The 26,848-nt window shown below is 36.8% G+C and carries 18 protein-coding genes; 16 read left to right on the forward strand and 2 right to left on the reverse strand.

All coding sequences use genetic code 11. The annotated features are described in order from the left end of the window. The first annotated feature begins 5 nt into the window (after positions 1–5). The 15 genes from DDY94_RS14205 to DDY94_RS14275 all read left to right on the forward strand — a co-directional run bounded on the left by DDY94_RS14205 (position 6) and on the right by DDY94_RS14275 (position 23,820). Complete coding sequence (locus tag DDY94_RS14205) at positions 6–1,421, forward strand: carbohydrate-binding protein (RefSeq protein WP_111685404.1); 1,416 nt, start codon at positions 6–8, stop codon at positions 1,419–1,421. Between the two features lie 13 nt (positions 1,422–1,434). Next, the gene (locus tag DDY94_RS14210) at positions 1,435–2,334 is read left to right on the forward strand and encodes a glycoside hydrolase family 16 protein (protein ID WP_232817877.1); all 900 of its coding nucleotides are present in this window, start codon (positions 1,435–1,437) and stop codon (positions 2,332–2,334) included. Positions 2,335–2,430: 96 nt separating this feature from the next. Next, complete coding sequence (locus tag DDY94_RS14215; RefSeq protein ID WP_198658964.1) at positions 2,431–5,877, forward strand: hypothetical protein; 3,447 nt, start codon at positions 2,431–2,433, stop codon at positions 5,875–5,877. A 10-nt stretch (positions 5,878–5,887) separates the two neighbouring features. After that, a complete protein-coding gene (locus DDY94_RS14220; RefSeq protein WP_111685138.1) occupies positions 5,888–7,177 on the forward strand; it encodes a glycosyl hydrolase family 17 protein in 1,290 nt (429 codons plus the stop codon). Between the two features lie 34 nt (positions 7,178–7,211). Continuing rightward, positions 7,212–8,504: a glycoside hydrolase family 17 protein gene (locus DDY94_RS14225; protein ID WP_232817878.1), complete on the forward strand. Its 1,293-nt coding sequence runs from the start codon at positions 7,212–7,214 to the stop codon at positions 8,502–8,504. 10 nt (positions 8,505–8,514) lie between these two features. Next, positions 8,515–10,008, forward strand: a complete 1,494-nt coding sequence (locus tag DDY94_RS14230; RefSeq protein WP_232817879.1) for a glycoside hydrolase family 30 protein — start codon at positions 8,515–8,517, stop codon at positions 10,006–10,008. 12 nt (positions 10,009–10,020) lie between these two features. Next, a complete protein-coding gene (locus tag DDY94_RS14235; RefSeq protein WP_111685144.1) occupies positions 10,021–11,451 on the forward strand; it encodes an MFS transporter in 1,431 nt (476 codons plus the stop codon). Positions 11,452–11,494: 43 nt separating this feature from the next. Then, positions 11,495–12,130, forward strand: a complete 636-nt coding sequence (locus tag DDY94_RS14240) for a hypothetical protein (RefSeq protein ID WP_111685146.1) — start codon at positions 11,495–11,497, stop codon at positions 12,128–12,130. 29 nt (positions 12,131–12,159) lie between these two features. Next, positions 12,160–13,581, forward strand: coding sequence for an MFS transporter (locus DDY94_RS14245; protein ID WP_111685148.1), 1,422 nt, complete (start codon positions 12,160–12,162; stop codon positions 13,579–13,581). Between the two features lie 13 nt (positions 13,582–13,594). After that, on the forward strand, positions 13,595–14,512 hold the full coding sequence (locus tag DDY94_RS14250) for a glycoside hydrolase family 17 protein (protein ID WP_111685150.1): 918 nt from the start codon (positions 13,595–13,597) through the stop codon (positions 14,510–14,512). Between the two features lie 19 nt (positions 14,513–14,531). Continuing rightward, positions 14,532–15,422, forward strand: a complete 891-nt coding sequence (locus DDY94_RS14255; protein ID WP_111685151.1) for a glycoside hydrolase family 17 protein — start codon at positions 14,532–14,534, stop codon at positions 15,420–15,422. Between the two features lie 97 nt (positions 15,423–15,519). Next, the gene (locus DDY94_RS14260; RefSeq protein WP_198658965.1) at positions 15,520–18,819 is read left to right on the forward strand and encodes a VCBS repeat-containing protein; all 3,300 of its coding nucleotides are present in this window, start codon (positions 15,520–15,522) and stop codon (positions 18,817–18,819) included. 208 nt (positions 18,820–19,027) lie between these two features. After that, positions 19,028–20,587, forward strand: a complete 1,560-nt coding sequence (locus DDY94_RS14265) for a T9SS type A sorting domain-containing protein (RefSeq protein WP_111685155.1) — start codon at positions 19,028–19,030, stop codon at positions 20,585–20,587. A 111-nt stretch (positions 20,588–20,698) separates the two neighbouring features. Then, entirely contained in the window at positions 20,699–22,816 is a 2,118-nt protein-coding gene (locus tag DDY94_RS14270) for a thioredoxin domain-containing protein (protein WP_111685157.1), read from the forward strand. 5 nt (positions 22,817–22,821) lie between these two features. Continuing rightward, positions 22,822–23,820 carry a LacI family DNA-binding transcriptional regulator gene (locus DDY94_RS14275; protein ID WP_111685159.1) on the forward strand — a complete coding sequence of 333 codons (999 nt, stop codon included), beginning with the start codon at positions 22,822–22,824 and terminating at the stop codon, positions 23,818–23,820. 47 nt (positions 23,821–23,867) lie between these two features. On the opposite strand, the gene DDY94_RS14280 is transcribed toward DDY94_RS14275, so the two are convergent. Together DDY94_RS14280 and DDY94_RS14285 are read right to left on the reverse strand one after the other, a co-directional pair. Further along, positions 23,868–24,242 carry a hypothetical protein gene (locus tag DDY94_RS14280; protein ID WP_111685161.1) on the reverse strand — a complete coding sequence of 125 codons (375 nt, stop codon included), beginning with the start codon at positions 24,240–24,242 and terminating at the stop codon, positions 23,868–23,870. Between the two features lie 96 nt (positions 24,243–24,338). Continuing rightward, on the reverse strand, positions 24,339–25,568 hold the full coding sequence (locus DDY94_RS14285; RefSeq protein ID WP_111685163.1) for a 3-deoxy-D-manno-octulosonic acid transferase: 1,230 nt from the start codon (positions 25,566–25,568) through the stop codon (positions 24,339–24,341). 119 nt (positions 25,569–25,687) lie between these two features. On the opposite strand from DDY94_RS14285, the gene DDY94_RS14290 reads away from it, so the two are divergent. Continuing rightward, complete coding sequence (locus DDY94_RS14290; protein WP_111685165.1) at positions 25,688–26,848, forward strand: DegT/DnrJ/EryC1/StrS family aminotransferase; 1,161 nt, start codon at positions 25,688–25,690, stop codon at positions 26,846–26,848.

Below are 26,848 nucleotides of genomic sequence, written 5' to 3' on the forward strand. Positions count from 1 at the left end.
TGATTATGAAAAAATTTAATTTAAAATATCACATAGTTTTCCCTTTATTGGGAGCGATATGTATAGTGATGGTTGGTTGTGAACGCGGCTTTTCAGACGATGTAGATTTAGCAACGTTTCCTAATACACCAGATATTTTTACAGATGCACCTGTTGGTCTTACAGATGAATTTTTTGAATCTTTTGACCCAGCAGTAGGCGCCAATCCAAACGGATTTGGAACTGACGATAATGAAGCTTTTGAAGGAACCACTTCCATTAGAATTGATGTTCCGACACCAACTGACCCAGATGGTGGTTTCATAGGTGGAATTTTCAGAGACCGAGGAGAAGGTAGAGATCTAACTGGCTATGATGCTTTAACATTTTATGCAAAAGGATCCACCACAGCAACTATTGGTACAATAGGTTTTGGGTCAGATTTCGAACGAGATAGATATGCAGTAAGCGTAAATGATATTGAACTTTCTACCGATTGGAGAAAATATATTATTCCAATTCCTGATCCTTCTAAGTTAGTGCAAGAAAAAGGTATGTTCTTGTTTTCTGCAGGTACAGAAAGTACAAACGGAGCAGGCTATACATTTTGGATAGATGAAATTCGTTTTGAAAATCTAGGAACGCTAGGTCAGCCTAGACCAAAGATCATGGGTGGTCAAGACCAAATGGGACAAGCCAATGTAGATACATCCGTTCCAATTATTGGTTTAACGTATACGGCCAATGGTCCTAACGGATCAGATATTACTGTGAATGCAACACCTTCATATTACGATTTTGAAACTTCAAATCCTTTTGTAGCATCAGTTGATGAATTCGGTTTGGTGACCGTTGATGGTCCAGGTGAAGGAGGAAATAATACCGCTACAATTACTGCAACCCTTGGTGGAGTGCCAGCTGAAGGATCTTTAACGATTGAAGCTGTTAATATTGAGGTGATTTCAATCTTTAGTGATGTTTTCGCAAATGTGCCGGTTGATAACTATAATGGATTCTATGAACCATTTCAAACTACCCTTGGAGGAGCAGTTAATGAAAATGGAAATAATATTATCGACTATACAATGCTCAATTTTGTTGCGATAGAATATTATGGTAGAGATAATAGTGGTGTTCAACCAGTAGATATTACAGATTTAACACATCTACACATTGAGTTTAGAGTAAACGAAACTGTAGATGCTTCAGATTTTATTAATATATCACTGCACAATAACTTCACACAACCGAGTGAAGTTTCAGGAGTTTTCTCAATATCAGGTGCAGAATTATTAAGTAATGAATGGGTTGAATTTGATATTCCATTATCAAGTTTTGCCGGTTTAACAGCGAGAGATGCCGTTGGAATGATGCTATTCGTAACTGACGGAACTATTGCTAACCTATCTATTGACAACATATACTATTATGCTGAAAATTAAAAAACGAAAAACTATGAATTTAAAGAATAAAATCAAATCGAACGCCATTCAATTATGTGCAACCTTGGTTGCAATGATCACTGTTGGCGTAGTAGTGATTAGCTGTAATCCTGATGATACTCAGATCGTGGCAAATTTCAATACCATTACGATGCAAGACGAATTTGATATCGATGGTGCACCAAACTCGTCACTTTGGACATTTGAGATTGGTGATGGTACTGCCCAAGGCATCCCAGGTTGGGGTAATAACGAATTACAGTATTATACTGACAGACCAGAAAACGCAGTCGTGGAAGATGGTATGCTTAAAATTGTAGCACGTCAGGAAGCTTTTGAAGGTTCAGGATATACCTCTGCTAGAATAATTTCACAGAATTTATTCGAACAGCAATACGGACGTTTCGAAGCTCGTATAAAACTACCATGGGGACAAGGACTTTGGCCAGCATTCTGGTTATTAGGAAATGACTGTGCAGAAAACCCTTGGCCAAATTGTGGCGAGATCGATGTTATGGAGTACCTAGGTGATGAGCCAACTGTAATTTTTGGTAGTGTTCATGGACCAGGCTATAACGCTGGTGATTCTGTATCAAAAAAGTATGAACTTCAAAACGCACGTTTCGATGACGAATTCCACATTTTTGGTGTAGAATGGAGTCCAAACCGCATTAATTTTTATGTTGATGATGAATTATACCAGTCTATTACACCAGAAACTATAGCTGACGAAGCTGCTGAATCTATTGATAATAGTTTGCTTGATAACGCTGGAGATTGGGTTTTTAATCGTCCATTTTTCATAATCATGAATGTTGCTGTTGGAGGTAATTTACCAGGCCCACCTAATGCAGATACTGTATTTCCACAGACCATGTATGTTGATTACGTAAGAGTTTACTCAGCGGATTAAAATCAAACAAATCACATAATATAAAGGTCAAGAGACGTAATTCTTGACCTTTTTGACCCTTGTCCTCAAAAATTGCTAACCGTATTACCTAAGACATTGAAAGATACAATTGAACAAGACAAAACTGTGAATCTAGAGCCTGTAACTATAGATAATAAGGCTTACTTTAAGATTTCCAATAACGACCAAATGCGCCCATTCTTTATGAGCATTGTGAGTGATTCTAATCACTGGATGTTTATTTCAAGTAATGGAGGTTTAACTGCTGGTCGAAAAAATTCTGAATATGCATTGTTTCCATACTATTCTGATGATAAGATTACCGAATCTTCAGAACTAACCGGAGCAAAATCTATTTTTCAAATTAGTAAGAATGGAGAAAAATATATCTGGGAACCTTTTTCTATCAGATTTCAAGATGACTATAACATAAGACGTAACCTTTACAAAAGTGTCTACGGAAATGCTGTGATTTTTGAAGAAGAAAATCTAGATCTTGATTTGGTATTCCGATATGAATGGTGTTCGAGTAATAAATTTGGTTTTGTTAAAAAATCAAAACTTATTAATAACTCAGCCCTACCCATTACGGTGAATATTTTAGATGGAATTCAGAATGTTTTACCGTATGGTGTAAGTAGTGCATTGCAGAACGCCAGTAGTAATCTTGTGGATGCCTACAAGCGCACAGAATTGGTTGAAAAGACAGGGATTGGGATTTTTGCTTTAAGCGCAATTATTGTAGATAAGGCAGAACCAAGTGAAGCTTTAAAAGCTAATATAGCATGGTCTTTAGGCCTTGAAGACTCGCGTTACTTATTGTCATCACTTCAATTAGACAACTTCAGGAATTTTAATAGCGTTCAGCAAGAAACTGATGTGAAGGCTGAAAAAGGTGCTTATTTCATAAATGCTCAAATTCAACTCGATCCAGAAAAAACCAAAGCTTGGGTAATCGTTGCAAACGTGAATCAGGATCATTCGGCAATCGTAGAAATATCGAAACAAATAAGCGAAAACAATCAACTTCTTAAGGAACTAGAGGATAATATTGATCTAGGTACTAAAAAGCTGATTAAATTGAATGCCTCCTCAGACGGATTGCAATTAACTTCAGACAATTTTAGAGATACAAGGCATTTTTCGAATACACTTTTTAATATAATGAGAGGTGGAATCTTTGATGATGGGTACACCATTGAAAAATGGGATTTCGAAAAATATATCGCAAAGGCGAATAAGAAAGTTTCGAGAAAGCTTGAGGATGTTATCAACGCCATGCCTGAGACATTTTCAGTGACTTATCTTAAAGACGTTGCATACAGTACAGAGGATAAAAATTTCAGACGCCTCTGCCTAGAGTATATGCCACTGAAGTTTAGTCGCCGTCATGGTGACCCAAGTAGACCTTGGAATAAATTCTCTATCAATACACGAAGCGAAGTAGATGGATCTAAGATTTTAGACTATGAAGGAAATTGGCGAGATATCTTTCAGAATTGGGAAGCCTTAGCGCACTCCTATCCAGAATTTGTGGAAAGTATGATTCATAAGTTCTTAAATGCTACAACTTTTGATGGTTACAATCCATACCGAATTACAAAAGATGGTTTTGATTGGGAAATAATTGAGCCAGACGATCCATGGTCTTACATCGGTTACTGGGGAGATCATCAGATCATATACTTACTTAAGTTTTTAGAATTTATTGAAGGTCATAACCCAGGGCAATTAGAAAGCTTTTTCGACAAAGATCTATTTGTTTATGCCAATGTACCTTACAAAATAAAGCAGTATTCGGATTTACTAAAAAATCCAAAAGACACGATTGAGTTTGATGAAGATCTAGATCATAGAATTCGTCAAGATCGTCTCGAAATTGGTGCAGACGGCGCCTTATTAAGAGATGAAAATAGGCTCATCGTTAAGGTGAACTTTGTAGAAAAAATTCTTGCAACCACCTTAGCCAAATTATCAAATTTTATTCCTGAAGGCGGTATATGGATGAACACGCAACGCCCCGAATGGAATGATGCGAACAACGCATTGGTTGGTAATGGCGTGTCTATGGTGACTTTGTATTATTTAAGACGATTCTTAAAATTCTTCGATACAGTATTTGACAATGTAAATACTGAAACGGTTGAGATATCTAATGAATTGCTCACCTTTTATAATGCAGTTGCAGAAGCCTTCAAAAAGCACCAGTATATCTTATCTGGTGTGATCAATGACAGCGATCGTAAGAAGGTAATGGACGAGTTAGGTGAGGCCGGAAGCCAATATAGAGAGCAAATCTATAACAATGCGTTCTCAGGGCGTAAGTCGAGCGTAGCGGTAAGTTCAATTAAGGAATTCATTGCGGTAGGACTTGAATATTTAGAACACTCTATTAAGGCAAATAAACGCTCAGACGAATTATATCATGCCTATAACATTATGACTGTTAATGCCGATAATAGTGTTTCGATCTCTTATTTAGATGAAATGCTTGAAGGCCAAGTGGCAGTCTTAAGCTCAGGATTCTTATCATCACGTGAAAACTTAGCCGTGTTAGACGGACTTAAAAACAGTAAACTCTTCAGAGACGATCAGTATAGTTACATCTTATATCCTTTTAAAAACTTGAAAGGATTTATGGACAGAAATACTGTGCCATCGAATTCAGTAGAAAGCTCTGAACTTTTAAAGACTTTGGTCGCTGATGGAAATGTTCGAATTGTAGAAAAAGACATTAACGGTGAATATCACTTTAACGGTAACTTTAAAAATGCCGATGATCTTAAAGCAGCTCTTAACGATTTAGAAGGAACAGTTTATGAAAGCCTTGCACAAAGTGATGAATCTAAAGTGCTTCAAATTTTTGAAGATCTATTCAATCATAAAGCATTTACAGGACGCTCAGGAACATTCTATGGTTATGAAGGCCTAGGTTCTATTTACTGGCATATGGTTTCTAAACTACTATTAGCCGTTATGGAATGTTGTCAGAAGGCAATTGAAGACAACGAAAGTGATGAAGTCGTTGGTAGATTGTTAGAGCATTATTACGAAATAAATGAAGGTATCGGTGTACACAAATCACCTGAATTGTATGGTGCATTTCCAACGGATCCTTATTCTCATACACCAGCAGGAAAGGGTGCACAACAACCTGGAATGACCGGTCAGGTCAAAGAAGACATCTTAAGTCGTTTTGGCGAATTAGGTGTTTTTGTGAAAGACGGTCACTTGGTGTTTAATCCATGCATGCTACGTAAAAATGAATTTTTGTCTACCGATCAAACCTTCAATTATGTGTCGGTTGATGGTGAAGAATCAACACTCAATATTGCACAAGGACAACTGGTGTTTACCTATTGTCAAGTGCCAATGGTGTATGCAATTGCTAATGATTATAAAACAGTTGTAACCTTTAATGACGGTTCAGAAACCTCATTTAACGGACTAAGTCTAGATGAAAATACGAGTACTGAAATTTTCAATCGTACTGGAAACGTTAAGTCGGTGACCGTTCATATTAAAGAAGAATATCTAAAGTAAAAATAGCGTCATGAAAAAAGGAGTAGTTATAATTTTTGTTTTATCTCTAATATTCATGATGTCTTGCAATGAAAAGAAAAAAGACGATGCGTCTTCAACCCAAATTAGAAAAGAAGTGACAGCGAAAGATATATTAGGGAATCCGGAATATTTAGCCATCTCATATGGTGGTTATCGAGAACGTTCAAGAGATAGTCAACCCACAATTCCGGAGTTAAAAGAAGATTTGAAAATCTTATCAGCGATGGGTATTAAGTTACTCAGAACCTACAATGTTCAACCTAAGTTGCCTCATGCATCTAATGTTTTAAAGGCCATTAAGGAGCTTAAGGCAGAAGATGAGAATTTTGAAATGTATGTAATGCTAGGTGCTTGGATCGACTGCCTCAATGCATGGACCGACAAAGTGCCTAACCACGATGTTGAAAGTCCAAATAACGAAGGTGAGATTGCAAGAGCAGCGGCATTAGCAAATGAGTATCCAGATATTGTGAAAATCATTGCCGTTGGAAATGAAGCCATGGTAAAATGGGCTACCTCATATTATGTACAGCCTGAGGTGATCTTAAAATGGGTTAACCATTTACAAGACATGAAGAAAGATGGTAAACTCCCTAAAGACTTATGGATAACAAGCTCTGATGATTTTTCATCCTGGGGTGGAGGTTCTTCAGAATATCACGTTGAAGATTTAGAAAAATTGGTAAAGGCAGTAGATTTTATTTCAATGCATACCTATCCATATCACAATTCACATTATAACCCTGAATTTTGGGTTGTGCCAACAGCACATAAAAGTATGCCAGATTCCACTAAAGTGGAAATGGCAATGGAAAGGGCTTTAAAATTTGCGCAAAAACAATACGACAGCGTCACTAACTACATGAAAAGTTTAGGAGTAAATAAACCCATTCATATAGGAGAAACAGGCTGGGCAACTACTTCAAATGGTCATTATGGTAACAATGGCTCTCGAGCAACTGACGAATATAAACAAGGACTTTACTATAAAGCAATGAGACGCTGGACCAACGGTTCAGGTATTTCTTGTTTTTATTTTGAAGCGTTCAACGAAAAGTGGAAAGATGGCAACAATGCTAAAGGATCCGAAAATCATTTTGGTTTGTTTACCATAGACGGTAAAGCCAAATATCCAATTTGGGACTTAGTTGATAAAGGTATTTTTGAAGGACTAACCAGAGGTGGTAATTCAATATCTAAGACCTATAACGGTGACAAAACACTATTGCTAGAGGATGTTCTTGTGCCACCGTCTGAAGAGGAAATTATGGCGCGATAAGAGTAAACACGAAACAATATTTAATAAAGACTGCATGATAAAATTGAATAAAAATATATGGACCATAGTGTTTATTTCAATGATCATATGGTCTTGTAAAGATTCCTCAAAATTGAATGAGCAAACAAAAGCTGAAACCCCTTTGACAGCAAAAGACATTTTAGGTAATCCTGATTATTTGGCAATGTCTTATGGAGGTTACAGAAACGTAGATCACGATATAGAACCAACTATTGAAGAACTCAAGGAAGACATGAAGCTTTTGTCGGCAATGGGAGTAGGTATAATTCGCACCTATAAAGTGTATCTGCCTCATGCTTCTAATGTTCTGAAAGCTATTTCAGAATTGAAAAAAGAAGATCCAAATTTTGAAATGTATGTGATGTTGGGAGCGTGGATCAATTGCAAAGGAGCATTCACGGACAATATTGATCATAATGAAGAAAGCGAGGAAAATGCTGAAGAAATAAATAAGGCCGTAGCACTTGCACAACAATATCCAGATATTGTGAAGGTTATTGCGGTCGGAAATGAAGCCATGGTAAAATGGCAAGCATTATACTATGTGCAACCGGGCATTATTTTAAAATGGGTTAACCACCTTCAAGAATTGAAGGCCAAGGGTGAATTATCTAAAGACCTTTGGATCACAAGTTCAGATAATTTTGCCTCTTGGGGTGGTGGCGGAGAAGAATATCATGTTCAAGACCTAAATCGTCTCATAAAGGCAGTAGATTTCATTTCTATGCATACCTACCCAATGCACGATACGCATTACAATCCAGATTTCTGGTATGTGCCTGAAAGTGAGGTGGCATTGTCAGATATGGATAAAATTGAAGCAGCAATGCAACGGTCGCTTGAGTATTCTAAAGGTCAATACCAAAGTGTTTCAGACTATGTAAAAAGTATTGGCGCTGACAAACCAATTCACATTGGGGAAACAGGATGGGCAACGGTATCTAATAGTTTTTATGGTCCGGGTGGTTCAAAAGCTACTGATGAATTCAAAGAAGCAAGATTTCATGAACTCATAAGAGACTATACCAACAAGAATAAGATTGCATGTTTTTATTTTGAAGGGTTCGATGAACCTTGGAAAGATGCATCAAATCCGGAAGGTTCAGAAAATCATTTCGGACTGTTTACCGTTGATGGTAAGGCGAAATATGCGCTTTGGGAAGCTGTAGATAATGGGGTGTTTGAAGGGTTGACAAGAAACGGAAATCCGATAGGTAAAACTTACAATGGTGATAAAGATGAACTAATGAAAGATGTTTTAGTTCCGCCAACGAAGGAAGAGGCAACGGCTAATCATTCAAATTAATAATCTAAACATGAGACCGAAAAGTTATTATCCAATATTATTTATAATTCTGATGTTTATGAGTTGTGCTGAAAACGAGAAACAATTGGCAGTAGAAGTATACGAAACCTCAGAAAGTGGTAATAAAATGACTAAGATCACCGAATTCGTTTCAGCCGATAGTATTTCGAATATTATACTTAATCCAAATAAAAAATATCAAACCATTACAGGTTTTGGTGGCGCATTTACAGAAGCGTCGGCCTACCTTTTGAATAAATTGAGCAAGGAAAACAGAGCTAAAATCATTGAAGCTTACTTTGGTGAAACAGGTGCAAAGTATTCGTTGACTCGAACACATATGAATTCTTGTGATTTTTCGCTTAACAACTATTCATATACGCCTGTTGAAGGTGATAAAAACCTGGAGCATTTTTCAATTGAAGAAGATAGAGAAGACTTAATTCCTTTTATAAAAGATGCTATGAAAGCATCTAAAGATGGCTTCAAAATCTTCGGATCTCCATGGACTGCTGCTCCTTGGATGAAAGACAACAATAACTATGTCGGAGGTAAATTACTTCCTGAATATTATGACACATGGGCATTATTCTTTTCAAAATATGCAGATGCCTATAAAGCCGAAGGAATTGATATATGGGGTTTCACTGTGGAAAACGAACCCTTAGGAAATGGCAATAATTGGGAGAGTATGCATTTTACCCCAGATGAGATGACCAATTTCGTCCAAAATTATTTAGGACCTAAGCTAGAAGCAGATGGAAAAGGCGACTTAATAATATTGGGGTACGATCAGAATAGAGAACACTTGAAAGAATGGGTAGACTCTCAATTTAAGAATGAAGCAACCTCTAAGTATTTCGACGGAACTGCGATACATTGGTATGCCAGTACCTTCGATTATTTTCCAGAAGAATTACAATACGCCCACAACAAAGCACCAAATAAGTACCTCATTCAATCTGAAGCTTGCGTAGACGCAGAAGTACCTGTATGGAATGATGATGCATGGTATTGGAAGAAAGAAGCCACTGATTGGGGCTGGGATTGGGCGCCAGAAAAAGACAAGCACTTACATCCTAAGTATGCACCGGTGAATAGATATGCCAGAGATATTATTGGATGTCTGAATAACTGGGTTGATGGCTGGGTTGACTGGAATATGGTTCTAGATACAAAAGGTGGACCAAATTGGTTTAAGAACTGGTGTATTGCACCCGTAATCGTAGACCCAGATAAAGATGAGGTGTATTTTACACCATTGTACTATACAATGAGCCACTTTAGTAAATATATACGACCAGAGGCTGAGGTTATAGACGTGCAAAAAACAGATGATGACCTAATGGTTGCAGCTGCTAAAAATACAGACGGTTCTATTGCAGTAGTGGTTTTTAATGAAGGAAAAGAATCGAAGAGTTTCAACATAAATTTAAATGATGTAACGACGCAAATTGGAATTAGCCCACAAGCTATTCAAACCATTATAATACCAACTAACTAAAAATTCAATATTATGGCAAATCAGAAAACAGCCGCTAAGGACAGAGTGCCGTTGGGCCAAAAAGCAGCATTCGGTGCAGGGCATTTGGTTCTAAACTTACTGCCTGGAGCATTGGGAGTTTTTATGTTTTTCTTATTAACGGTCTTCGGAATGGATCCATTACAAGCCGGAATATTAGGAGGGCTACCAAGGATTTTTGATGCCATTACCGATCCAGTAATGGGTTTTATCTCGGATAATACGAGTTCTAAATACGGACGAAGAAGACCATACATTTTTGTAGGTGCCATTTTAAGTGCAATATTCTTTGTGTTGCTGTGGCAAATGGATGAGAATAATTCAGCTACCTTCAATTTTTGGTACTTTTTAATTATGTCTCTGGTTTTCCTAATTGGAAACACCATGTTTGCAACACCATTGGTTGGACTTGGGTTTGAAATGACCACAGACTATAATGAAAGAACACGTTTAATGGCCTTCTCGCAAACTGTTGGTTTGGTAGCATGGGTTATTGTACCGTGGTTCTGGCCAATGATCCCAAATGAAAATCTTTTTGAAAGTCAGGCAATTGGTATTAGAACCTTAGCCTTATATGTAGGTTTAGGATGTTTGTTTTTGGGAATTTTACCAGCCATTTTCTGTAGAGGTATCGATGCCGGAAATATGGAAGACCGAAAGAAACTAACGCTTAAAACGATCTTTAGTAATCTAAAAGATTTAGTGGCAAGTATCGGCGAGGCAATTAAAAACAAGCCATTTATGAAATTATGCGGTGCTACATTTTTAGTGTTTAATGGATTTCAAATTGTGGCTTCATTTAGTTTCTTCATCATTGTGTTTTACTTGTTTAGCGGTGATTATGGGGCAACCGGAACTTGGCCAGCATGGTTCAGTTCTATCAGTGCATTAGTATCTGCAATTGTTGTGATTCCTATTGTATCTGCAATGGCAAATAAATGGGGTAAGAAAAATGCATTTATAATCTCAACAGCACTTTCAATTATCGGGTATATTTTAAAGTGGTGGACATTTACACCAGATAATCCTTGGTTAATGTTTATACCAATTCCACTTATTTCATTCGGTTTAGGTAGTCTGTTTACACTAATGATGAGTATGACCGCCGACGTCTGTGATTTAGATGAATTAGTAAACGGGATGCCGCGTAAAGAAGGTACATTTGGGGCCTTATACTGGTGGGTTGTAAAACTTGGACAAGGTTTGGCTTTAGTGTTTGGTGGATTGGTTCTACAACTTATTGGATTCGACGGTGGTCTCGCAACACAGTCTGAAGAAACTTTGGTAAACCTTAGAATTGCTGACATTGTTTTTCCTGTAATTACCGCAGCTTTGGCTATTTGGGTAATGTGGAAATATAGTCTTTCAGAAGAAAGAGCTAAAGAAATTAAACAACAACTGGAAGAACGACGAGGTGTTTTATAAACAGCCCGTATAGAAGTTATTTTCAAACAAAAAAATTCAGAAAATGTCAACAAAAATAATAATCGTACTCGTAGGACTTATACTAACCCTCTCTTCTGTATTTGGTAGTAGAAAAGGTAGTTCAGGAAAAAGATTTTTGAATACTAAGCTGGCGGTTGCTTTTGGTATCATTGGTGTATTAATGATGATGTATGGAAGTTATTCTTCAGAATTAGTAAGTGTTAATAATCAGTTGGAACAAATATCAATTGGAAATAAATTAAAGATTGATGGACCTGTAGATGCTATTAAGGTAGTTTCTCCGATCGATCAAGATTCTGTAGACTGCCGTATTCTAACCATGGGCGTCTATCCTGAAGGGCATAGTAAAGATATCTGGGTGATGATTAGACCTACGGATGATAGATACTATCCGCAGTCAGACCATACAAATACGACATACAAAAGAGATGGTGAATGGCAGGTGGTAACACGCTTTGGAGGAGATTTAGGTGAAGTATATGATCTTATCATTTATGAAGCAGATCCTGAGTCGTCTGCATTTTTTAGTGAAACCATAGAAAAGTGGAAAGAAGCAGATGACTATCCTGGTTTAAAACTTGAAGAAATTCCTGCAGGAGCCACGGAAGTAGATCGTCTGAAAATTTATACTCGGAAGAATTGTAGAGGCGTATTTTAATTTTGAGCTCCTAGTCACTTATGTATAAAATGAAAAAAAATAAAGTACCATTTGGCCAAAAAGTAGCCTTCGGAATTGGCATGTTAGCTAATCAGATGTTCCCGGCTATTCTCGGTATTTTCATGGTAGTTTTAGTCGAAGACCTAGAATTTACAGGTTGGCTTTATGCACTTATTTTCTTTTTCCCTAGAATATTTGACGCCATTACAGACCCAATAATGGGCTATATTTCAGATAATACAAAATCTAAATACGGACGACGACGTCAATATGTACTAATTGGCGCAATCGTAATGGGTGTGGCCTATGTTTTTATGTGGCAACTCTATAAAGAAAATACCTTAGAACATAATTTTTGGTACTTCTTTTCATGGTCACTTTTATTTTATTTAGGATTAACCATCTTCAGTGTACCATACGTTGCAATGGGTTACGAGATGAGTGATGATTTTCATGAGCGAACTCACATTATGGCCGTTGCTCAATGGATCGGTCAATGGGCTTGGGTTATTGCGCCATTATTCTGGATTATAATGTACGACCCTAATTGGTTTCCGTCTGCTGATGTGGCGGCAAGAGAATTGGCAGTATGGGTTGCTATTCCTTGTGCAATTTGCGCTATGGTACCGGCACTATTCATAAAAAGTAAATCTACTGTTAATGAGGATTACGAACCAATTAACGCCAAAAATATTGGTAAAAGCTTAAAGAAGATATTTTACGATAGTTTTATTGCAGCCTTCAAAATAAAAGAATTTAGAAAACTGTGTGCGGCAACATTTTTAATCTTCAACGCATTTAATACAGTGGCTGCCCTAACATTCTTCGTAATCGTTTATAAACTATTTAATGGCGATGCAGCAGCAAGTGGTATATGGGTTTCTATGTTTGGATGCCTTGGCGCTCTAGGAACCACCTTTATTGTAATTCCTATTGTGACGAAGATGTCTAAAATCTATGGAAAGAAAAAAGCATTCATGTATTCACAAGGGATATCAGTTATTGGCTATATAATGCTTTGGTTTCTATTCATTCCTGGTAAACCATGGATGTACATATTCGCATTACCTTTCTTTTCGTTCGGAATAGGTAGTTTATTTACTATAATGATGTCAATGACCGCCGATGTTATTGATGTTGATGAACTCAATTCTGGTTTACGACGAGAAGGGGTTTTTGGTGCTATTTATTGGTGGATGGTGAAGGTTGGGTTTGCAATCGCAGGTGGACTGAGTGGTGTGATAATTTCTGTCGTAGGATTTAACGCAGATCTCCCTACTACAGATCAACAAACTGCGGTAGATGGTCTTCATGCCTTTTTCTGCTTTTTCCCAATGGCGGGTACCATTCTAGCAATGCTCATTATGAGAAATTATGGACTCAATGAGAAACGTGCTGCAGAAATAAAAACAGAACTCGAACAACGTAAAGAAGATTTAATAACAACATAATTAATATTAAAAAATGTCATATAGAGAAGGACACTATTTTAAAAAAAATTCATATAGTCAAATCGCAACCCAAGGCATTGACTTATCACAATATAGTTTAGAAGAACTCAAGGCACTATGGCGTAAAACCTTAGAAGAAGGTATGTACGGTATTTGTTTTAGTATGTATGAAGATGGTCAAAGACCTGGAGATACCATCACAGAGGCGCAAGTAGATAGAAGAGTTGGTATTTTGAAGCCATACACCAAATGGATCCGCTCATTTTCTTGTATTGAAGGGAACGAACATGTACCAAGGATGGCAAAAAAACATGGGCTAAAAACCTTGGTCGGTGCATGGCTTGGTGATGATAAAGACGACAATGAAAAAGAAATTGAAGGCTTAATTCAGTTAGCCAAGGAAGGTTGTGTTGATGTGGCTGCCGTAGGTAATGAAGTGCTATACCGTAACGATCTAACGCTTGAAGAATTAGTTGGCTATATCAATCGGGTTAAAGATGCCTTAGCAGGACTGAATATTCCTGTAGGTTATGTGGACGCCTATTATGAGTTTTCGCGCCATCCAATTTTAGTAGAAAGTACAGATGTGGTTCTTGCTAATTTATATCCGTATTGGGAAGGTTGCCCAATTGAATACGCTTTAGGCCATATGCAAGCCATGTACGGTCAGGTTGTGGATGCGGCGCAAGGAAAACCAATTATCATTACCGAAACGGGTTGGCCAAGTCAAGGCGGTGGATTAAGAGGCGCTATTGCAGGTGAAGAGGCTGCTATGAAATATTTTATAGACGCCATGCGATGGACCAAAGAAAACGAAATTCCAATCTTCTATTTTTCGTCATTTGATGAATCATGGAAAGTAGGACCTGAAGGCGAAGTAGGTGCCTATTGGGGACTATGGGATAAACACGAAAATCTTAAATATAACTAAGCAAAAGTAGAGTAAATATATGTCGCGTAGGGAAGAAAAATTTTTTGCCTTAGCATCTATCGATTATCAAGGTAAGTCTGTTAAAGAGTTGAGAAAACTCTTTAGAAAAACTTTGAAATCTGGTATGCATGGCCTGTGTTGTAGTCCCTATGAAGAAGGTCAGGAACCCGGAGATCAATTATCCGAAGATCAAATCAGACGTCGACTAAAGAAAATGAAACCTTACACTAAATGGATACGTTCGTTTTCGTGTACAGATGGCAATGAATATTTGCCAAAGATCGCCAGAGAAATGGGTATAAAAACCTTAGTTGGCGCGTGGTTAGGAGACGATCCGGAAATCAATGAAAGAGAACTAGAAAATCTCATTAGTTTATGTCATGAAGGTTACGTCGATGTTGCAGCCGTAGGAAATGAAGTCATGTATAGAGGCGACCTGAGTGAAGATGAACTTCTTGATAAAATTCATTATGTAAAAGCATCGATCAAAGATCTCGATATTCCTGTTGGTTATGTAGACGCCTATTACGAATTTCAGGAGCGCCCTGCAATCACAGATGCCTGTGATATTATTTTGGCGAATTGCTATCCATTTTGGGAAGGCTGTGATCTGGATTATTCCTTACTCTACATGAAAGATATGTATCAAAAAGCATTAAAAGCAGGAGAAGGTAAAAAGGTCATCATTACTGAGACCGGTTGGCCTAGTGAAGGTACCAATTTACAAGGCGCATTTCCTTCCGAAGCAAATGCCATAAAATACTTTTTGAATACTCAGAAGTGGGCTCAGGAAGAAGATATAGACATCTTTTACTTTTCTGCATTTGACGAAACATGGAAAGTTGGTGGTGAAGGTGATGTTGGTGCATTTTGGGGTATTTGGGATAAGAATGAAAGATTGAAGTATTAACTTATATATTTTTTAACATTCATAAGCTTACGTCACCTTCCAGATAGTTCCGTTATTCCATATCTTTACAGAACTTGAAAAATTCCCTATGATGAAGATGAAAACCCCTAAATTAAAAGTATTAGTATTTACACTTTTCCTTTCAATAATTCTAGGTTGCAGCGATACACCGAAACGCGATTTATATCCGAGTGAATTAATTGGTGGATTTGAATTATTACCTTCTGAACAAACTGGGATAGATTTCAACAATTCGATTAAAGAATCGAAGTTATTTCATCATTACTTTTTTAGTCAGATTTATTTGGGTTCTGGTGTTGCCATTGGTGACTTAAACAATGATGGATTACCCGATATATTTTTTGGAGGCAATCAGGTTAATGACAGATTATATTTGAATAAAGGTGATTTTAAATTTGAAGATATCACCAAAACATCAAAAGTGGCAAGACAACCAGGTTGGACTTGGGGCGTCACTATGGCAGACGTTAACGGTGATGGCTTCTTGGATATCTACGTTAGTAGAAATGGTAATTCTCTTGATATTTCGCAAAGACGAAATTTACTGTACATTAATAATCAAGACCTAACCTTTACAGAATCTGCACAGAAATACGGTTTATCAGATATTGGATTTTCTACAGAAGCTGTTTTTTTCGATATGGATAACGATGGCGATTTAGACATGTATCAGGTTAACCAACCTGCAGACAAAAAAGTGTTGTTAACTAACAAAGTCACAGAACGTGATGTGAATTCATTCAAAGACCGTTTGTACAGAAACGATAATGGCGTATTTAAAGATGTGTCCGTTGCCGCAGGTATATCTAGAGAGTTAGCCTATGGTCTAAGTGGTAGTGCATCAGATTTTAATGGAGATGGCTATATAGATCTCTACATAGCTAATGACTATGCACAACCAGATTTTATGTATTACAATAATGGCGATGGAACCTTTACCAATGTTATTAATGAACAACTAAGACATATTACGCAGTTGAGTATGGGATCGGATACAGGAGATATTAATAACGATGGGCTTATCGATCTTATTACCACAGATATGACTCCTGAAGACCATTACCGGTCAAAAACTAATATGGCCTCCATGAGCACCGAAGCTTTTCAAATGATGGTTGACGCAGGTGCACATTACCAGTACATGACCAATACACTACAAGTTAATACTGGTTTAGGTAGTTTTTCTGATATCGGGAACATGGCTGGTGTTGCATTCACCGATTGGAGTTGGGCCAGCTTAATAGTGGATTTAGATAACGATGGTTGGAAGGATATTATAGTATCTAATGGTATTAAAAAAGATGTAGATAATAACGATTATAAAATAATTTTAGACAATTTAGATAAAGACTCAACAACAGTTGATAATTTTTTCAAGCTTAGTCAAGATGCGCCATCGCAACCAATTTCAAACTATGCTTTTCGAAATAAAGGCAATTTGAAGTTTGAAAAAGTTACCAAAGAGTGGGGATTCGATAAACCAAGTTTCTCAAACGGAATGGCTTATGGCGACTTAGATAATGACGGAGATTTAGATATCGTTATTAATAACATAGAGTCTGAAGCTTTCGTTTACAAGAACAACGCTACGGGTAATTTCCTGAAAATTCAACTCAAGGGATCTGAAAAGAATCCGTTTGGTGTTGGAGCAAAAGCACGAATTTCACATAATGGCAAAATTCAGGTTACTGAGAATTTCACAACGCGAGGTTACTTTTCTTCAGTGGAACCTACTTTATTCTTCGGACTTGGCAAGGATACTAAAATTGAAAAAGTTGAGATTTTCTGGCCGAATGGTAAAGTAAATAGTTTCGAAAATGTTGAGGCCAATCAGGTGTTAACGGCTAATATTTCAACTGCCGAATCTATATCCAATACTACAGAAAATGATAATACTTTAATTGCCCAGGTTAATGCAGAAGATATCGGTATAAATTTTCAGCATGAAGAGAATGAATTTGATGAATTTGAGGAAGAAATTCTTTTGCCTCATAATGTATCTCAAAATGGTCCATTCATGGCAACAGGTGATATAAATAATGATGGTTTGGAGGATATGTTTATTGGCGGTGCTATGGGCCAAAGTGGTGTGTTATATCTTCAGAATTCGAACGGGAAGTTTGAAAAAAATGAATCTCAACCATGGGATTTTGATAAGGCCTCCGAAGATCTAGGTTGTCTATTTATTGATGTTGATAATGATAGTGATCTAGATTTATATGTTGCTAGTGGAGGCAGTGAATACGCGAAGGGACATCCAACTCTTAAGGATAGATTATATCTCAACGATGGCTTAGGTAATTTTACCAAAACCAATTCGGCATTACCAGATATAAGAGAAAGTTCGCAAGTGGTTAAGGCATCTGATATTGATTCAGATGGAGATCTAGATATTTTTGTTGGTACAAGAATTGAAGCTCAGTCATATGCTCTTCCAGCAACGAGTTATCTGCTTCTTAATAACAATGGAAAATTTGTAAAAGCTAAAGACGACCAAGTGGCGCCTCTAAAGAATTTGGGTATGGTAACTGATGCGGTTTTTACTGATATTGATAATGATGAAGACGAGGATTTAATGATCGTTGGAGAATGGATGACTGTAACGGTCTTGAAAAATAATGATGGAATTTTTGAAGATGATTCCGAGTTATTGGGTCTTAATGACACGCGCGGAATTTGGTGGTCTGTAACAGCCAATGATATAGATAATGATGGCGATGATGATTACATAGTTGGTAATTTAGGGATGAATAATAAATTCAAAGCATCAGAAGAACATCCTTTCAAAGTCTATGCTAACGACTTTGATAATAATGGAACTAATGATGTTGTCTTGGCGAAATTTTATAAGGACGATTACGTCCCAGTACGAGGGCGCGAATGTACTAGTCAACAAATGCCTTATGTAGCTGAAAAATTCGAAGATTATCACAGTTTTGCTTCATCTAAGCTCTTTGATATTCTTCCTGAGGAAAAGGTAGACGATGCTGTAGTTTATGAGATAAAAAGTTTTGAAAGTATAGTTTTGATTAATGAAAATGGGAAGCTTATAAAAAAATCCCTTCCAAATGAAGTTCAAATCTCTCCCGTAAAATCATCAATTGTTATGGACGTTAATGCTGATGGATATAAAGATATAATTGTAGTTGGTAATCACTATGGAGTAGAAGTTGAAACAACGCGATACGATGCTGGTTTTGGTGGGGTGCTTTTTGGTGATGGAAGTAATAATTTTACATTCTTACCACCCAAAGAAAGTGGTTTTTATGTACCATATGATTCAAGAGACCTTACTCGGATCGATAATTCAAACGGCGCCTTACTACTCGTTACAAATAATGATGCACAACCGAGTATCTTCAAATTACAACGTTAAATAATGGGTTGTATAGTTGGTGATTATTCCGTAATTTCTACTTAATATATTTTCAAAATATTGATAATCAATATTTTATACAGTTTTTACTTTATAATAAAAAATTCACTTTTTTGCTTTTGTATAGTTTTTGTATAGGTGTCATGTGACTGAATATTGAAGAAAAATCATTTTCTTGTACCTATTATTAATAAATAACTAAAAAAACATGAAAAAAATTACGCTTTTATTTTTTCTTTCGTTTTGCATGATAGGTTTTTCTCAAAACCTAGTGTCGAATGGAGATTTTGAAACTGGCGATCTGACAGGTTGGGGAGGTAACTCTGCAAATGGTGGATCGAGATCTGTTGTCGATGACGGCTCAGGATCAAACAACGTTGCAGAAATCATCGTTGCAAATGCAGGAGCATCTTGGCAGGTAGGTATCGATCAGGTTATACCATTAACGCAGGACGAAACTTATAGAGTAACATATACAGCATATGCGGATGCACCTAGAAATATTACTGCTGGTATTGGGCAAGCAGGTGGAACATTCCAGTCTTCAGTTGTTTCTCAAGCTATTACAACAACACCGACTGTTTACATGCACGATTTAGTACCAAATTATGATACGGTAACAGATAATGCCCGTGTTATTTTTGATCTAGGTGACATCGTAAGTACAGTATACATTGATAATGTATCAGTAGAATTAGTGGCCTTTGACCCTAATACTGACGCAACACTAAGTGATCTTACTGTGAATGGAATGACCGTCGCAGGTTTTGATCCCAATACTTTTGATTATAATGTACAGCTCCCTAATGGCACAACCATGGTGCCTACTGTTGTAGGTACGCCCACGCAGATGGCCGCAGGTGCCGTTACTAATGATGCTGCAGGACTCCCCGGAACAACAACCGTTACAGTGACTGCTGGAGATATGACAACAACACAAGATTATACATTAAACTTTACAGTAGCTGGTGCCGGACCATCAGTTCCTTCACCAACACCACCTCAGGCGGCTAGTAATGTGATTAGTATTTTTAGTGAAACCTATCCTTCAGTAAGTTCTTTAACTCCAACAACATTCGGTGTAAATAATAACACTGCTGCTGTGGAAAGTGCTGCTGGAAACGATGTATATCGTCTAAATAGTGTCGATGGAGTTTTTCAAGGATTCTTTATTGATACTCCAGTTGATCTAACTGAAATAGAAAATTTACACTATGATCTATGGATTCCTTCTGGGGCAACAACAGTAGCTGGTGCAGTATTCAATACTAACCTAACTCAGGCTGGTTCTCCAAATATTGTTTATTCTGATACAAACGCATTAGGCGTTCCTACTCAAGGAACTTGGTTATCATTTGATGTTCCATTAAGTGATTTTATCGACGGTGGAAGTGGTAACACTTTAGACACACAGACAAGAGATAACATTACGGAAATAGTATTTACGTATGTAAATACAATTGCAAATGGAGAATCTATGTTTGTTGATAACATTTATTTCTGGAGTAGTATGGTACTTTCAAACGATGAGTTTGAGACTGCTGATTTCAGAGTATTCCCTAATCCAACTAATAGTGTGTGGAATCTTTCAAGTGCAAACACAATAACTAATGTTGGAGTTTACGATATTTTAGGTAAGCAAGTTATTTCAATAAGTCCAAATTCTAACGAGGCTACTATAGATGCTTCTTCTTTAAGAACAGGTGTTTATTTCGCTAGAATTGATGGTATTAATGGTTCTAAAACTGTTAAGTTAGTAAGAGAATAGATTAATAGCCAACAAAATTGATTAATGAAAAGCGTGTTTACTCTATAAACACGCTTTTTTTATGTGATATAACCGTAAATTGGTATCTGTAAATCCTATCGCTTGAATAAAATGAACAAACATATAGGTCTAAGTATTTTTTTCGTATTTCTTCTATTGGGTTGTGCTCAAAATAGTACGTCTAAACCAAATTCAGAAAAGGCAGAGCCTAACGCTCTCATTAACGAAACAAGCCCATACTTGTTACAGCATGCTTATAATCCTGTGGATTGGAAAGCTTGGAATGATGAAACTTTGCAACTCGCCAAGGATCAGAATAAGTTAATTGTAATTTCTGTAGGATATTCAGCTTGTCATTGGTGCCATGTTATGGAAGAAGAAAGCTTCGAAAATGACTCGATAGCCAAATTGATGAACGAAAATTTTATCAATATTAAAGTAGATCGTGAAGAACGGCCAGATGTGGATCAGGTTTATATGAATGCAGTTCAACTTATGACAGGTAGTGGAGGCTGGCCATTAAATTGTATAGCACTTCCTGATGGCAGACCAGTTTTTGGAGGCACTTACTTTACAAAATCGCAGTGGACAAAAATTTTGAATGAAACATCTCAGCTTTTCAAAGATGACCCACAGAAAATGATAGCCTATGCCGAGAAACTCACGGAAGGGGTAAAAAATTACGATTTAATTGCGGTCAATGATGCAAAGGTAGAATTTGAAGTTGGAGTATTAAATTCTGCCGTAGATAAATTCAAATCGGAACTAGATTTTAAGCAAGGCGGTCAAAAGGGAGCACCAAAATTTCCGATGCCAAGCCATCTTAATTTTCTACTGCGTTATAGTTTTCAGAATGATAATGACGAATTGAAAAACTATGTGATTACAACATTGAATAGGATGGCTTATGGTGGAATTTACGATCAAATTGATGGCGGATTTTCAAGGTATTCTGTTGATGGAAGATGGCATATTCCACATTTTGAAAAAATGTTATATGATAATGGGCAATTAGTTAGTTTATATTCGAAAGCATATCAGCTAACCAAAAACACTTATTTCAAAACCATAGTGAACGAGACTATAGAATTCATTGAATCTGAGTTAACTTCAACCGAAGGCGCTTTTTATTCTTCCCTAGATGCCGACAGTGAAAATACAGAAAAAGAGCTAGAAGAAGGTGCGTACTATGTGTGGTCTGAGCAAGAATTAAAAACACTATTGGAAAATGATTTTGAATTGTTTAAGGACTATTTCAATATTAATTCAATTGGTAAATGGGAAGAAGACAAGTACGTTTTGTATAAGACCAAAAGTGATACTGAGTTTATCGAAAAACACCAACTGAGTCAACAGGATTTTACAACAATGTTGCAACGTTGGAAGCAAAAATTATCTACAGAAAGAAAGAATAGACTTAAGCCTAGATTGGATGATAAGGTATTAACATCATGGAATGCATTAATGCTAAAGGGATATGTTGATGCCTATAAAGCATTAGATAATGAAGCTTATCTCAACAAAGCCATAGTCAATGCTGAATTTATTGTTGAAAATCAACTAAAATCTGACGGATCCTTATATCATAGCTATAAGGATGGTAAAAGTACCATCGACGGTTTTTCTGAAGACTATGCCCATACCATTATGGCATTTTTAGAACTTTATCAGGTAACCCTGAATGATGTTTGGCTAACAAGGGCAACAGAACTAATGGATTATACACTAAACCACTTTTTAAATGAGGAAAGTGGGATGTTCTATTTTACTTCAGACCAGTCATCTAACTTAATAACAAGAAAGACCGAAGTTTTTGATAATGTGATCCCTTCATCTAACGCTGTTTTGGCTGAATGTTTATTTAAGTTAGGCCATTATTATCTCAATAGTAAATATTTAGACTTAGCAAATCAAATGCTTAAAAATGTCAATGCCGATATGCTAAAACACCCAACAGGTTACACACATTGGCTCAATTTATACCTCAATTACTCCAACCCCTACTATGAAGTTGCAATTTCTGGAAGTAACGCACAAGAAAAGTTAAGATCACTTAATGCATCATATTTGCCAAATATTCTAATTTCGGGCGATACATCAGATAGTGAATTACCATTATTGAAAAATAAATTTAATCCTGATGAAACGCTGATTTATGTTTGTGTAAATGGAACTTGCAAACGCCCTGTAACATCAATCGATATGGCTATGAGTCAGATTTTAAAATAAGTATTATGACCACATTAAAAGAACTAGCAAAACTTCTGAATATCTCGGTTTCTACGGTATCTAAGGCGCTCAATGATAGTCATGAAATAAGTGCCAATACCAAGAGAAGAGTTCTTGAGTTAGCAGAAAAACTAAATTACAAACCTAATAGAATAGCACAACAATTAAAGACGAACAAAACGCGCACGATTGGGGTGATTTTACCGACGGTTACTAATCCGTTTTTTGCTGAGGTGTTGCATGGTGTAGAAACCTGTGCGACTGATAATGATTATGATATTATTGTGTGTCTATCAGATGAATCTTTAGAAAAAGAAGAGCGAAGTTTAGAATTATTATCTAATGGAAGTGTTGATGGTTTTATTATGGCCGTGGCAAGAGAAAGTCAAGTTAAGGAACACTCTCAACACATATCTGATGTTATTGATAGTAAAATTCCAGTTTTAATGTTCGATAGGGTAGTAAATGAAATACTATGCGATAAGGTGATTGTTGATGATTTTCAATCGGTTTATGACGCCACGGAATACCTTATTAAAAAGGAGAATCGAAAACATATTCTCCTGGTAAGTAATATTGAAGAATTGAGCGTTGGTAAATTAAGAATAAGAGGTTACCAAAAAGCGCTTGAAGATGCCAAATTACAATCAGATGTCTTAAAACTTGGCAATGTTGAGCATGTGGAGGAAGAGATCTTCAAGTATCTACAAAAGCATCCTAAGACAGATGCCATAGTATCAATTGATCATATCACGGGGATTATAGCCATAAACATGGCGAAAAAAATCGGAAAGAAAGTACCGCAAGACATATCTGTAATCGGGTTTGGTTACGAGCACACCCAATTATTGTCGAGTCCGAAAATATCAATTATACATCAGAAGGCCTTCGATATTGGTACAATGTCAGTAAAATTGTTGATTGATCATCTAAATTCAGAGGATCATGAGCTAGAGACCATTGTTGTACCTAGCGAACTAAAACTTGGTGAATCCACAAAATAAAAAAAGCCTGATTGATATCAGGCTTTTATTTTTTTAATGGTGGTTATTTATAGTCCACCACCTTCTTTTCCTTTCATTTTATCTGCTGTTTTATCCATGGCATCTTTACCTGCTTCTTTCGCTTTATCAACAGCATCATTAGCAGCATCGCCAGCTGCATCTACAGCATTATCTACAGCTTCACCTGCAGCGTCAACAGCACCGTCTACAGCATCACCTGCTGCATCTACAGCATTATCTACTGCATCACCGGCAGCGTCTACAGCTTCATCAACTGCTTCGCCAGCAGATTCTGCAGCATCATTTGCAGCTTCTGCCGCATTTTCAACTGCTTCATCAGTTTTTTCTTTCGTTTCTCTACAAGATGTTAATGATAGTCCTAATACAGCAACAAGTGCTAGACTTAATACAACTTTCTTCATTTGAATTGTTTTAGTGTTAATTGTTGTTAAAGCCTAAAAATAACCATTTTAAGGAAATTTTAACAATTTTAGCGTAGTTATTCTTCAGGCTGTATACTAAATACGGATGTGATTGAGGATTTGGATGACCGCACCGCGATTATTTTCGATGTAGTCCTTGCATATTTGTCCTGTTTTAGTGCGTAAGTCTTTATCCTTCAACAAGGAAGTAATAACCGATTCAAAGGCAGATGGAGAGGATACAGAATAGACACCACCAAGATCAATTAGTGCTTTGGCCTCGGGAAACTTATCATAGTTCTTACCAATAATTATAGGGCTACCAAAGATTGCGGGCTCTAGGATATTATGAAGTCCAGTATGACCTGCAGCTCCTCCCACATAGACGACATCGGCATAGCTGTAGACTTTACTTAAAAAACCAATAGTATCTAAAATAAAGACATTGTAGTCTGAGAGATTCTGGCTTTCCATTTCTGTAAAACAGATCGTTTTTAATTTGAGCTGAGATTTTAAAGACTCGATGTAGCTCTTCTTTATATTGTGAGGCGCAATAATATATTTTACATGGCCATTCGAATTAATGAAGTCCATGAACAGCTTATCATCATCTGGCCACGAACTCCCAAAAACCATGCAGATATTATCACCTTTGAATTGTTCTATGAAATCAACAGTGTTATCAACTTCTAATTGATTACTCACTCTATCAAAACGTGTGTCTCCAGCAACCGTTACAGCCTTGAAATCTAATGTATTAAGTAAAACTTTAGAATTGGCATCTTGAGTAAAAATGTGGTTAAATGCAAATAAGGAAGACCTCATAAATTTACCATACCATTTAAAAAAGGTCTGCGAAGGTCTAAATACTGCTGAGATAAGAATGGCATTCAGTTGACGCTTTTTCATTTCAAGTAAGAAGTTTGGCCAAATTTCATACTTCACAAAAATGGAATACTCAGGATGAACCAAATCTAAAAAGCGTTTAGCATTTGCTTTTGTATCGAGGGGTAGATAAACAACGACATCGGCAATTTTCGAATTTTTTCGCACTTCATATCCAGAAGGTGAAAAGAATGACAGTACAACCTTATTATCAGGATACTTTGTTTTAAGTTCTTCAAAAACTGGTAATCCTTGTTCGTATTCACCCAGAGAAGCACAATGGAACCAAAAGGTTTTGTCCGTTGGCTGTATTGCTGATTCGAGTATGTTAAAAGTTTCTCGTCGACCTTTTACTCCTAATTTTAACTTAGAATTAAAAAGTGCGAAGACTTTGATCACAAAACCAGCAAAATAAATTCCTATGGAATAGAACTGTCTCAATAATTTAGATTTGTGCTAAAATACAGTTCTTTCAATTAATTGCATTGGCATAGCGATTACAATTTTGTATTTTCGCTTAGTACCTTAACCAAGGTGCTTTTATAATTAGAATCTTCACAATGAAAAAAATTCAAATGGTTGACCTTCAGGGTCAATATTCAAAAATTAAAGATGTTGTAGATCCTTCAATTCAGGAAGTTGTTGATAGTGCAGCGTTTATAAATGGTCCTAAAGTTCATCAATTTCAAAAGAATTTAGAAGATTATTTAGGAGTTAAGCACGTGATTCCTTGTGCCAACGGAACGGATGCTTTACAAATAGCCATGATGGGATTAGGTCTCAAGCCAGGCGATGAGGTCATCACTGCAGATTTTACATTTGCTGCTACAGTTGAGGTTATTGCCTTGTTGCAATTAACGCCTGTTTTGGTTGATGTAGATCCAATCACTTTCAATATTGATATTGATGCCATTGAAAAGGCCATCACACCAAAAACAAAGGCGATTGTTCCTGTACATTTATTCGGACTTGCAGCAGATATGGACGCCTTGATGGATTTAGCTGAAAAGCACAATCTTTACGTCATTGAGGATAATGCTCAGGGTATCGGTGCAGATTACACGCATAAAGATGGTAGTAAAACAAAAACAGGTGCGATCGGACATGTGGCCTCAACCTCTTTTTTCCCTTCCAAAAATTTAGGCTGCTATGGTGACGGAGGTGCTATTTTTACTAACGACGATGACTTGGCGCATACCATTAGAGGAATAGTAAATCACGGCATGTATAAACGCTATCACCACGATGTGGTTGGTGTAAATTCGAGATTAGATTCTATTCAGGCTGCAGTTTTAGATGCAAAATTACCGCATTTAGATACCTATAATTCAACACGAAGAGATGCTGCAAGAAAATACACCGCAATTTTTAAAGATCATCCAAAAATAACGACGCCGTCTGGTAGAACAGCATGCGAGGGAATTTGCAATACTTGCGATTGTCATGTCTTTCATCAATATACTTTAAAGCTCGAAGGTGTAGATAGAGATGCATTGGTGGCACATTTGCAGGCTAACAATATTCCATGTGGTGTTTATTATCCAATTCCACTTCATAGACAAAAAGCTTATGTGGATGAACGCTATAATGAAGCTGATTTCGAGGTTACAAACGAATTAGTAACTTCAGTTATTTCACTACCGATGCATACAGAACTGGATGATGAGCAAATTGAATTCATTACTTCAACAATTTTGAACTTTATAAATAGCAATTCATAA

Origin of the sequence: Winogradskyella tangerina (assembly GCF_003260205.1) — a bacterium.
Lineage (GTDB): Bacteria > Bacteroidota > Bacteroidia > Flavobacteriales > Flavobacteriaceae > Winogradskyella > Winogradskyella tangerina.

What these genes read in the sequence shown, in the direction of transcription:
- DDY94_RS14205 (WP_111685404.1), top strand. Translation starts at nt 6, where the DNA reads ATGAAAAAATTTAATTTAAAATATCACATAGTTTTCCCTTTATTGGGA.
- DDY94_RS14210 (WP_232817877.1), top strand. Translation starts at nt 1,435, where the DNA reads ATGAATTTAAAGAATAAAATCAAATCGAACGCCATTCAATTATGTGCA.
- DDY94_RS14220 (WP_111685138.1), top strand. Translation starts at nt 5,888, where the DNA reads ATGAAAAAAGGAGTAGTTATAATTTTTGTTTTATCTCTAATATTCATG.
- DDY94_RS14225 (WP_232817878.1), top strand. Translation starts at nt 7,212, where the DNA reads ATGATAAAATTGAATAAAAATATATGGACCATAGTGTTTATTTCAATG.
- DDY94_RS14230 (WP_232817879.1), top strand. Translation starts at nt 8,515, where the DNA reads ATGAGACCGAAAAGTTATTATCCAATATTATTTATAATTCTGATGTTT.
- DDY94_RS14235 (WP_111685144.1), top strand. Translation starts at nt 10,021, where the DNA reads ATGGCAAATCAGAAAACAGCCGCTAAGGACAGAGTGCCGTTGGGCCAA.
- DDY94_RS14240 (WP_111685146.1), top strand. Translation starts at nt 11,495, where the DNA reads ATGTCAACAAAAATAATAATCGTACTCGTAGGACTTATACTAACCCTC.
- DDY94_RS14245 (WP_111685148.1), top strand. Translation starts at nt 12,160, where the DNA reads ATGAAAAAAAATAAAGTACCATTTGGCCAAAAAGTAGCCTTCGGAATT.
- DDY94_RS14250 (WP_111685150.1), top strand. Translation starts at nt 13,595, where the DNA reads ATGTCATATAGAGAAGGACACTATTTTAAAAAAAATTCATATAGTCAA.
- DDY94_RS14255 (WP_111685151.1), top strand. Translation starts at nt 14,532, where the DNA reads ATGTCGCGTAGGGAAGAAAAATTTTTTGCCTTAGCATCTATCGATTAT.
- DDY94_RS14260 (WP_198658965.1), top strand. Translation starts at nt 15,520, where the DNA reads ATGAAAACCCCTAAATTAAAAGTATTAGTATTTACACTTTTCCTTTCA.
- DDY94_RS14265 (WP_111685155.1), top strand. Translation starts at nt 19,028, where the DNA reads ATGAAAAAAATTACGCTTTTATTTTTTCTTTCGTTTTGCATGATAGGT.
- DDY94_RS14270 (WP_111685157.1), top strand. Translation starts at nt 20,699, where the DNA reads ATGAACAAACATATAGGTCTAAGTATTTTTTTCGTATTTCTTCTATTG.
- DDY94_RS14275 (WP_111685159.1), top strand. Translation starts at nt 22,822, where the DNA reads ATGACCACATTAAAAGAACTAGCAAAACTTCTGAATATCTCGGTTTCT.
- DDY94_RS14280 (WP_111685161.1), bottom strand. Translation starts at nt 24,242, where the DNA reads ATGAAGAAAGTTGTATTAAGTCTAGCACTTGTTGCTGTATTAGGACTA.
- DDY94_RS14290 (WP_111685165.1), top strand. Translation starts at nt 25,688, where the DNA reads ATGAAAAAAATTCAAATGGTTGACCTTCAGGGTCAATATTCAAAAATT.